The sequence below is a fragment of the Staphylococcus sp. HMSC035D11 genome (genome assembly GCF_001836075.1).
Classification (GTDB): domain Bacteria; phylum Bacillota; class Bacilli; order Staphylococcales; family Staphylococcaceae; genus Staphylococcus; species Staphylococcus hominis.
In genome coordinates this window covers 1-500 of record NZ_KV827240.1, presented here as the reverse complement: position 1 = coordinate 500, position 500 = coordinate 1, and the positions used below count along the sequence as shown (strand labels likewise).

The 500-nt window shown below is 28.4% G+C and carries 1 protein-coding gene; it reads left to right on the top strand.

Annotation, left to right across the window (positions count from 1 at the left end; all coding sequences use genetic code 11):
• Positions 1–500 (top strand): ATP-binding protein (locus HMPREF2647_RS05505; RefSeq protein ID WP_176746911.1); only part of this gene is annotated, 500 nt, incomplete at both ends.

Below are 500 nucleotides of genomic sequence, written 5' to 3'. Positions count from 1 at the left end.
AAAAAAATGAAGTAAATCCTAACTACATTAATATACTTAAAAACAAAGACCCTAATTATCAAAAGAAAACTCCCTTTGCTCTTATTAATGCTAAAGACGTTAGTAAACCTGAAGATTTAGATTTAGATACAGCAAGTTGCTTAATTAAAATGTCAAAACTTAACTTTGAAAGTTTTAAATTAGCCTTTAGAGATCCTAAAGCTAGGGTTAAATTAAATTTTGACATTAACAATAAATACCCACATTCTTCTATTAATGAAATAAAAATTTCTATGGGGTACTTAGATAACCTCTCATTAGATTTATCCCCGAATCTTAATACAATTATTGGTGGTAGAGGAGCTGGAAAATCAACATTTATTGAATTAATTCGATATGCATTAGACATAAATCCTATGAGTCGAAATGCAAACACATCTTTTGAAAACATCTGTAAATCTAATTTAGGAATCGGTGGAATAGTAGAATTAGTTGTAACATCACATGCACAATACGGTAAA